The 8,645-nt window shown below is 68.5% G+C and carries 8 protein-coding genes and 1 pseudogene; 4 read left to right on the forward strand and 5 right to left on the reverse strand.

Annotated features, from left to right (window positions below; all coding sequences use genetic code 11):
* The 3 genes and pseudogenes from ACFVV1_RS40440 to ACFVV1_RS40450 all read right to left on the reverse strand — a co-directional run.
* The coding region (locus ACFVV1_RS40440) for an RNA-guided endonuclease InsQ/TnpB family protein (RefSeq protein ID WP_390000568.1) at positions 1-373 on the reverse strand (373 nt) is incomplete at its 3' end.
* 354 nt (positions 374-727) lie between these two features.
* Positions 728-1,780 carry a MarR family transcriptional regulator gene (locus ACFVV1_RS40445; RefSeq protein ID WP_390000571.1) on the reverse strand — a complete coding sequence of 351 codons (1,053 nt, stop codon included), beginning with the start codon at positions 1,778-1,780 and terminating at the stop codon, positions 728-730.
* Positions 1,781-2,209: 429 nt separating this feature from the next.
* Positions 2,210-2,639 (reverse strand): annotated as a pseudogene (locus ACFVV1_RS40450) (transposase family protein); the annotation flags it as partial.
* A 227-nt stretch (positions 2,640-2,866) separates the two neighbouring features.
* On the opposite strand from ACFVV1_RS40450, the gene ACFVV1_RS40455 reads away from it, so the two are divergent.
* The 3 genes from ACFVV1_RS40455 (at position 2,867) to ACFVV1_RS40465 (ending at position 4,202) form a co-directional block, all read left to right on the forward strand.
* Positions 2,867-3,187: a hypothetical protein gene (locus ACFVV1_RS40455; RefSeq protein ID WP_390000574.1), complete on the forward strand. Its 321-nt coding sequence runs from the start codon at positions 2,867-2,869 to the stop codon at positions 3,185-3,187.
* 22 nt (positions 3,188-3,209) lie between these two features.
* On the forward strand, positions 3,210-3,596 hold the full coding sequence (locus ACFVV1_RS40460; protein ID WP_390000577.1) for a hypothetical protein: 387 nt from the start codon (positions 3,210-3,212) through the stop codon (positions 3,594-3,596).
* A gap of 69 nt (positions 3,597-3,665) precedes the next feature.
* Positions 3,666-4,202, forward strand: coding sequence for a GNAT family N-acetyltransferase (locus tag ACFVV1_RS40465; protein ID WP_390000580.1), 537 nt, complete (start codon positions 3,666-3,668; stop codon positions 4,200-4,202).
* A 468-nt stretch (positions 4,203-4,670) separates the two neighbouring features.
* Here ACFVV1_RS40465 and ACFVV1_RS40470 read toward each other — a convergent pair whose 3' ends face one another.
* Positions 4,671-4,982, reverse strand: coding sequence for an NIPSNAP family protein (locus tag ACFVV1_RS40470; RefSeq protein WP_390000583.1), 312 nt, complete (start codon positions 4,980-4,982; stop codon positions 4,671-4,673).
* Between the two features lie 166 nt (positions 4,983-5,148).
* Here ACFVV1_RS40470 and ACFVV1_RS40475 point away from each other — a divergent pair, with 166 nt between their 5' ends.
* Positions 5,149-6,039, forward strand: coding sequence for an NAD(P)-dependent oxidoreductase (locus tag ACFVV1_RS40475; RefSeq protein WP_390000585.1), 891 nt, complete (start codon positions 5,149-5,151; stop codon positions 6,037-6,039).
* Between the two features lie 72 nt (positions 6,040-6,111).
* On the opposite strand, the gene glgB is transcribed toward ACFVV1_RS40475, so the two are convergent.
* Positions 6,112-8,556: a 1,4-alpha-glucan branching enzyme gene (glgB, locus tag ACFVV1_RS40480; protein WP_390000588.1), complete on the reverse strand. Its 2,445-nt coding sequence runs from the start codon at positions 8,554-8,556 to the stop codon at positions 6,112-6,114.
* Positions 8,557-8,645 lie beyond the last annotated feature (89 nt).

An 8,645-nucleotide genomic window follows, 5' to 3' on the forward strand; every position in this document is an offset into this window, starting at 1 on the left:
GGAAGCGGAAACCGCTGGTGGTGTACTCGGCGGACTTGCGGGACTTCTTGCGGGCCTTGAAGCGCGGGTACCTGGCCCGCTTGCTGAAGAAGTTGCTGAACGCGGTCTGCAAGTGCCGCAGCGTCTGCTGCAACGGCACCGACGACACGTCGTTGAGGAAGGCCAGTTCCTCGGTCTTCTTCCACGCCGTCAGCAGGGCCGAGGTCTGGCTGTAGTTGACCCGCTCCTGCCGCGTCCACGCCTTGGTGCGGGCCGCAAGCGCCAGGTTGTAGACCCTCCGCACGCATCCGAACGTGCGCGACAGCTCAGCTGCCTGCGCATCTGTCGGATAGAAGCGGTATTTGAACGCCCGCTTCACATGGTTCGTGGCCATGCTCACAAACTAATACGACCGCATGTAAAGATCAAATCGGCAGGTCAGGGCACTGTGATCCGCCTGGCGGCGAATCGCAGCCCTTGCCCTGCTCCGCAGGAGTCCGTTTCCTCTCCGCCCCGAAGGGCGGAGTGTCCACGGAGGAATCAGATGACCGCCTCAAGAAGGGGCGTTCTCCCCGTTCCCCGGGCACGCACGTCCACGTCGGACTGGGTCTGAACGAGCTTCCGCACTGATTCGGTGTCGCCGCTGCTGCTCGCGCGTAGAAGTGTCATTGTCTTGATCCTTGATCGAGAGCTCTCCGCGGTGCTGGTCATCGTAAGCCGACGGCCGATGCCCGAGCTCAGGCGCGTTTCAGGGGCGCTTGAGCATGCCCCGGAGTTCGGCGACGAGGCCGCGGACGTCGCGTTCGGCGTTGGCTCCGGTGACCTGCTCGCTTGCGGGGTCCGGGGCGGGTGTGCGGCAGGGGCGGCAGAGGCCGTCGGGGAGTGCTTCGGGGTGGCCGGGTGTGCCGCATTCGGTGCATTCCACCATCAGGCGGCGGACCGGAGTGCCTGGTGTGGCCGGTGTCGGGGTGGTGGGCAGGTGGGGTGGGATCTTGTCGGTGAGGCGGCGGCGTACGAAGCCGATGGGGGAGTCGACCTGGGCGGGGAGGCCGGAGGCGAGGGCGTGGGTGAGGTAGTCGGTGTCCACGCCCCGGGTGAACCACTGGGCGGCCAGGGGTTCCAGGACGGTGCAGTCGGCGGCGGAGAGGGCCAGGCGCGGTTCGATTCGGCCCAGTTGGGCCAGGGCGAGGTACGCGGGCGAGGGGTGCGCCGGGGCCGGTTCGGGGGTTCGCTGCTGCGGTACGACGGGTACGGGGCCGGGCGCGGTGGGCTGCGCTGTGGGCTCGGCCGGTGTCACGGGGGCCGGGGCGTGCGGTTCTGCCCCGGCTCGGGGAGCGGGCGCTTGCGTGGGGACCCGGGGCGGCGTCCGGGGAGCGTTTGCTTCTTGGGTGGCACGGTCGTTCTCGGCGTTCAGGAAGGCGCCCCACCATTCGTTGTCGCGAGCGGTGCGGGACCAGAAGGTGCGGGTGACCCAGCGGACTTGGCCGCGTTCTTCGACCCGGCACTGGGCGTGCCGTAGATGACCGGCCACTCCCAGTGCCCTGAGGGCGCTGCCGACGGCCATCTGCCCGTACAGGGGGATGCTCTTGGCCAGCGACTTGATGTCCATGGCCGCACCGTCGGGCAGGTGGTCGACGTACCCGGCGATGTAGCGCTCGCGTTCGGGAAGCAGCATGAAGTCATCGGCACGCGCGGGGCGTTGGTCCGGTGCAGATCGCTTGCCATAGCCGCGGCCGGCCTTCGCGTACGGGCGCGAGGATGCGGGCGTACGCAGGGCAGGGCTAAGGTTCTCGGTAGCCACGAGATCGGGTCCTTGTCGATCTTGGGGTGAGACCCCGGCCCGGTGCTTCCAACACCGCGTCGGGGTCGTTTCGTTGGGGGCACCGTAAGCAGCCGCGACAGCGCGCCGCAAGCTGGTCAGGATTAGTCGTACTTGCTGGCCGCGACGTGGCGGGGAGGACGGGGAGGTTTCCCCAACCCCCTTCTTTCACCTACCGGTTGATCAAGAGCGCTCGAATCCCGGGGCCCGGATTCCGACGCCCGGATCCCGAAGCTCAAGCGTCGGGCCCGGCCCCCTCCTCGTACCCACGAAAGAGTGAATCAGCCGGTCCCGGAGCTCGAACCCCGACCCTCGAAGCCCGGAACTCGAGTTCCGAGCCGCGGGGCAGCACCGTTCGACCGGCGGAGCCAGACGTGGCCACCGCCCGGTCGTGGCACTTCGCAACCTTTCGGCCCACAGCAGCCTTTCCGCCGGGTCGGCGACGACCTGCACGTTTCATTTCGTGCGCACGGTGCCTTCCGGAGTAGTACGGCCGGTCGGCGGCGATGCGGTCGATCGCCAGCAGCGTGCCGTCGAGGATCACGAACGCTTTGCATGCCGCTGTCCGGGTGGCGGCGGCAAGGCCCGGGGCGAGTGCCGCGAGAATCGCGACGGCCTCCGCCACGTAGCGGTAGACCGTGGCGATCCCGACGCCGAAGCCTGCCGCGAGCTGGGTGTAGGTGTGTCCGCAGCGCAGATGGGCCAGCACGAGTAGGGCCTGCCGGTCCGCCGGAAGCCGACGCCACCGCGTGCCGCGTTCGCGACGCCGGGCGCTCAGCGGGCCGGACAGGAATCGAAGGGTGGAACTGGACAGATCGAGTCCTGATGGGTAGACAAGCACACGATGCTCCGGGCGGACGGGTTGACATGGGTCGACAACCCATCTACCAGGAGCTTCGCCTCTTCCCGCGCTCGGCTCGGCGCCAACTCGGCCCGCTGGCCATCAGGTCGGAAACAGCTCACTGCACCGACCCCTTGAGAAAGGGCTCCGATGAAGGTCGCGTGTACTGCGATGCTCACCTTCGCCGTGATCACCGTCGTTGGCCCAACGGTCGGAATGGCCGGCTCTTGAGCGCCCGTCGGCGGATCATTGCCGCCTGGGCGGGGCTGTGTCTGGTCGGCATCGCCGCCACCTCCGCCCTCAACGCCGAGCCGTACATGGACAAGCGGGTGTCCCCCGTCGAGGAGCCGACGCCGGCAGGCACGTATGCCGTCGACTGCCAGGAGATCGCCGACGACATCGAACAAGCCCGCGCCGAGGCCAAGCGCGAGCAGCAGGAAGCGCTCAACCCGTCCGCGACCCCCGCGTACCGGAGCACAGTCAGGGACTGGGCGGTGCCGAAGGAGTGCGCGGACGAACTCGAAGACCGCGGCCTGAAGACACGCTGAGGATGGCGCATGCCGCGACCGTGTGTCCCGGCGCCGCCTTCGCAAACTACGGTGCGGCACCAACTGGATCACAGACCTGGCCACGACCGCGGCCTCGGCCCTGGGCGTCGAGCACATCGACTTCCGGGAGCACTGGACCACCTTCGGCCCCGTCACGGCCGAGATGAAGGCGATCGAGGACCTCTCCCTCGTCGGGGACGCCCGCGGAGTGCTCAGCCGGGCCGACGAGGGAACTCTGAGTCGTAAGGCGCTGAAGAAGTTCGGCCGGCCGAGTGCGAACAACTGGGACCGGCACCGTCTCGACGTCATCGGAGCCCTGCGACTGTCCGGCGCATCCAACACCGCCGCCGCCCTGCGGCGCAACGCGCGCGACCCGGAACGTCCGCTCGCCCTCCTTGGGCTCGTATGACCGCCACCCGCGTGGAAACGCCGGGGAAACGCGGTTGATCGGCTGCTTCCCCTCGTGTAGCAATGCTCCGTGATACATGGCCAAAAGATCGGGCTGCGTGCCCGGCACGAGAGCGACGTCCCAGTTCTCCAGTCCGAGCTGTACGACGATGTGGCTACACGGTCACGCGCGGACTCCCGCCCGTGGCGGCCCATCCCGCCGGGCTCGGGGCAGTCGCCCTACGCAGTGGCTGAGCCGTCGGACGAGGCAGCCTGCTTCTCCGTAGTGGAGCTGGAGTCGCAGGAGCTGGTCGGCGAGGCCCTGCTATGGGGCATCGACACGCACAGCAGGACGGCTCACATCGGGATCTCCCTGCGACCCGCATTCCGCGGCCGCGGGCTCGGCGTCGATGTCCTGCAGGCGCTGTGCGAATACGGATTCGCCGTACGTGGACTGCAGCGCCTGCAGATTGAGACCCTCACGGACAACACCCCGATGATCGCAGCGGCAACCAGGGCGGGGTTCACGCGAGAGGGAACGCTGCGGCACTCCGCCTGGGTGTACGGCGCATACGCAGACGAGGCCATCCTTGGCCTCCTCGCGAACGATTGGACACCCCAGGCATGAACAGCCGGAACCCGAGTCCGCAGTAGAGCAGATGCGAACAAACAGGGTCGAGAGCGAACTTTGCCGAAGCCCTGGGACATAGCCACCGCCCGTCATGGCACTTTGCGCAGTCGGCCAGAATTCAGCAACCGGCCGGGACTGGACCGTCTCACCGGGCTTGCCGTCTTCTCCGCGCCCCCTTTGCGAGGGTGCTTTGAACCCGGAGTGCGTGCTTCTGGGGTGCTCCAGTCATTCCGCAGGATGGGCACAGACCGCACGGGCCGGCTTCACAACTCACCGAACCCGTACGGTCCTTCTCACACGACGCCACGGCACGGCAGCGCCCGTCTGCATGCTTCCAGGTCGTAGAGCCGCGTCCTCTCGGCTCATGCTGAGGGTGGTTGAGGAACGGCCGATTTCGCAACCCGGTCGAAGAATTTCATGGCCATGTCCTGGCGTTCGGGCAGTCGTCCAAGCCCGGCCCATGGCCTAGGACGCGACGTCGAGCGGCCGCAGGAAGCGGCGCTCGTACCGCTTGATGCAGCCGGTGTTACGAGCCAGTTCGAAGGCATCCTGGCACTCCGGGTCGGACATGCTCTCCGTGCGGTACTGCTCGTACGCGGCGAAACTGGGAAAGGAGAAGAGGGCGTAGGCGATGTCGCTGTCGCCCTCACTCGGCAGGAAGTAGCCGTGGTGCGTCCCGCCGAAACGATTGACGAGCCCGACCCAGCGGCGGCCGTATTCCTCGAAGTCCTCAAGCTTGTCGGCGTCGATCTCGTATTTCAGATGAATGGTGATCACGCCCACATGATGCTGGATGCCGGTTCGGGCTCGAAGGCGGCCCTACGTACCCGAGTCCCGAGTTCCGAGCCTCGGGCGGCCTGGCCTGGATGCTTTCCTTTTGGTGGGTATCTGAGAAATAAGTGGGTTCTTGGCGGGTGCACACGCTGTGGTGACCATGGTGTGCATGCCTACGCATACGAACACCTCGTCCACACCCGTCACCGTCACCGTCATCGGCCTCGGCGCCATGGGTCAGGCCCTCGCCGGGGCCTTCCTCGAAGCCGGCCACCGCACCACCCTCTGGAACCGTTCCCCGGGCAAGGGCGAAGAGCTCGTCGCCCGGGGCGCCGTACGGGCCGGATCGGCCGAAGAAGCTGTACGGGCAAGCGAGGTGGTGGTCGTCTGTGTCGTCGACCACGAGGCCTCGCAGCAGATCCTGGCGCCGCTGACGGACGCGCTCGCCGGACGTGTGCTGGTCGACCTCACCTCGGACACCCCGGACAGTGCCCGTACCTCGGCTGCCTGGGCGGACGCCCATGCGCTCGACTATCTGGCGGGCGCCGTCATGGTGCCCATCGAGGTGATCGGCGGGCCGGAGGCGCTGATCTTCTACGCCGGGTCGCAGTCCGCGTACGACAGGTACGAGGCCGTACTCAAGGCGCTCGGCGCGGGCGCCCCGTTCCTGGGCCCGGATCACGGACTCGCCGCCGCGTACGACATGGCCATGCTGGACTTCTTCTACGGGAGCATGGCGGGGCTGGTCCACGCCTTCGCCCTGGCCGGGGCCGAGAACATTCCCGCGGCTGCCATCGCCCCGTATCTGCGGACCATCGTGAACATCCTGCCACCCATCGTGGCCGGGACGGCGGCCGATATCGACGCGAAGGAGTACAACGGCGCTGGTGCCAACCTCGCCATGATGACCGCCGGTGTCGACCATGTGCTGCACGCGTCCCGCAGCAGAGGCCTGGACACGGCCCAACTGGAGGCGATCAAGGCCGTCTCCGCCCGTGCCATCGCGAAGGGGCACGGCGTCGACTCCTGGGCGAGCACGGTCGAGGCGATCGGCGGCTGAGTGGGCGGGCACGGCGAAGGCCCGCGACCGGACCTTGAACTCCCGTGGTCGTCGCGGGCCCCTCCCCCCGGATCACATCGGCTTGAACCAGACCGTCGCCAGCGGCGGCAGCGTCAGCAGGATGCTGCCGGGACGGCCGTGCGCGGCCACCCGTTCGGGCTTCAGCGGGCCGGGATGGTGTACGTCGCTGCCGCCGTACCGGGCGGCGTCCGTGTTGAGGACCTCCGCCCACGCGACCTGATCGCCGAGGACGTCCGGCACGCCGATGCGGTAGTCGTGCCGCACCACCGGGGAGAAGTTGCAGACGGCGAGCAGCGGCGAGCCGTGCGCGTCGTAGCGCAGGAAGGCGAAGGCGTTGTCCTCGGCCGCGCCGCCGTCCACCCAGTCGAAGCCCTCCGGGACGGTGTCGCGCTGCCAGAGCGCGGGCGTGGCGGCGTACACCGCGTTCAGGTCGCCGACCAGGGTGCGTACGCCCCGGTGGTCGCTCTCCGCCTCGTACGAGGGGTCGAGCAGCCACCATTCCGGGCCGTGCCCCTCCGACCACTCCGCTCCCTGCGCGAACTCCTGTCCCATGAAAAGGAGTTGCTTGCCCGGGTGGGCCCACATGAAGCCGAGGTACGCCCGGTGGTTGGCGCGCCGCTGCCACCAGTCGCCGGGCATCTTGCTGACCAGTGCCTGCTTTCCGTGCACCACCTCGTCGTGCGAGATCGGCAGGACGTAGTTCTCGCTGTACGCGTACACCATCGAGAAGGTCATCTCGTTGTGGTGGTACTTGCGGTGCACCGGCTCCTTCGACATGTACTGGAGGGAGTCGTGCATCCAGCCCATGTTCCACTTCAGCCCGAAGCCGAGCCCGCCGAAACCGTCGGGGCCGACATGGTGGGTGGCGCGGGTGACGCCGTTCCAGGCGGTGGACTCCTCGGCGATGGTGATGACGCCCCGATTGCGCCGGTAGACGGTGGCGTTCATTTCCTGGAGGAAGGAGACGGCGTCCAGATTCTCCCGGCCGCCATGCTCGTTCGGGGACCAGTTCCCGTCCTCGCGCGAGTAGTCGAGATAGAGCATCGAGGCGACGGCATCGACCCGCAGCCCATCGATGTGGAACTCCTCGCACCAGTAAGTTGCGTTGGCGACAAGGAAGTTGCGGACTTCCTTGCGCCCGTAGTCGAACTCCAGCGTGCCCCAGTCCGGATGGGCCGCCCGCGACGGGTCCGAGTGTTCGTACAGCGGACGGCCGTCGAACTCCGCGAGCGCCCAGTCGTCGCGCGGGAAGTGCGCGGGCACCCAGTCGACGATGACGCCGATGCCGGCGCGGTGCAGCGCGTCGACGAGGAAACGGAAGTCGTCCGGTGTGCCCAGACGCGACGTCGGGGCGTAGAAACCGGTGACCTGATAGCCCCAGGAACCGCCGAAGGGATGCTCGGAGACCGGCATCATCTCCACATGGGTGAACCCCAGATCCCTTACATATCGCGGGAGTTGGGTGGCCAGCTCGCGGTATGTGAGCCCCGGGCGCCAGGACGGCAGATGCACCTCGTACACGGAGAACGGCGCCTCGTGCACCGGTAGGTCCCCCCGGTGGGCCATCCACTCCTGGTCCCGCCACTCGTGGTGCGAGGCCGTCACGATCGAGGCGGTGGCGGGCGGGACCTCGGTGCGGCGGGCCATCGGGTCGGCGCGCGTGGTGTGCGAACCGTCCGGGCGGCAGATGTCGAACTTGTAGAGCGCGCCCTCCCCGATCGCGGGCAGGAACAGCTCCCACACCCCGCTGGAGCCGAGCGAACGCATCGGGAAGCCGGTGCCGTCCCAGAAGTTGAAGTCGCCGACGACCCGCACCCCGCGCGCGTCGGGGGCCCAGACGGTGAACCGGGTGCCCGGGACGCCCTGGTGTTCCATGGGCTGCGCGCCGAGGGCGGTCCACAGCTCCTCGTGCCGTCCCTCGCCGATCAGATGCAGATCGAGATCGCCGAGCGCGGGCAGGAAGCGGTACGGGTCCTGCACTTCGATGTCGTTGTCGTCGTAGGAGACCAGGAGTTGGTACTCGGGGAGCGCGGGCATCGGCAGGAGGCCCGAGAAGAGGCCGTCGCCGTCGTCGTGCAGCTGGGCCCGCAGCCCCTTGGCGAGCACGGTGACGGACCGCGCGAACGGGCGCAGTACCCGGAAGGTCACACCGCTGCGGCCCATGTGGGCGCCGAGCCGGTCGTGCGGGGCGTGGTGTTCACCGGAGAGCAGCCGGGCCCGGTCGCCCTCGTCGAGGGGGTGTGCCTTGCGTACTCCCTGGCTGCCGGCGCCCCGGCGAGGACGCGGCGACGGGCCGCCGTCACCGGTTTCGGCGGCTCGCTTGCCCACAGGTTTCTTCCGCTTGGCCGAAGCGTCCGGGGCGGCCGGTTCCGAGGAGGGCGGCGCGCCCACCTCGGCCGGGGCCGCGGGGGGTAGCGTCCCGTCCGGTGTCGGCAGCGGGACTTGGGGGACCTCGGTGGGGGCGGGCGCTTTGCGGGACGGCTTGCGGGCGGTCACAGGATTTCTCCCAGGATGCCTCGGGCTTCAGCCCGGGGAGGAATGGGTCCTTGGGGCGGAGCCGCGTAGCGGCGGAGTTCGTTGCACAT

This window comes from Streptomyces sp. NPDC058092 (assembly GCF_042884935.1).
Classification (GTDB): domain Bacteria; phylum Actinomycetota; class Actinomycetes; order Streptomycetales; family Streptomycetaceae; genus Streptomyces.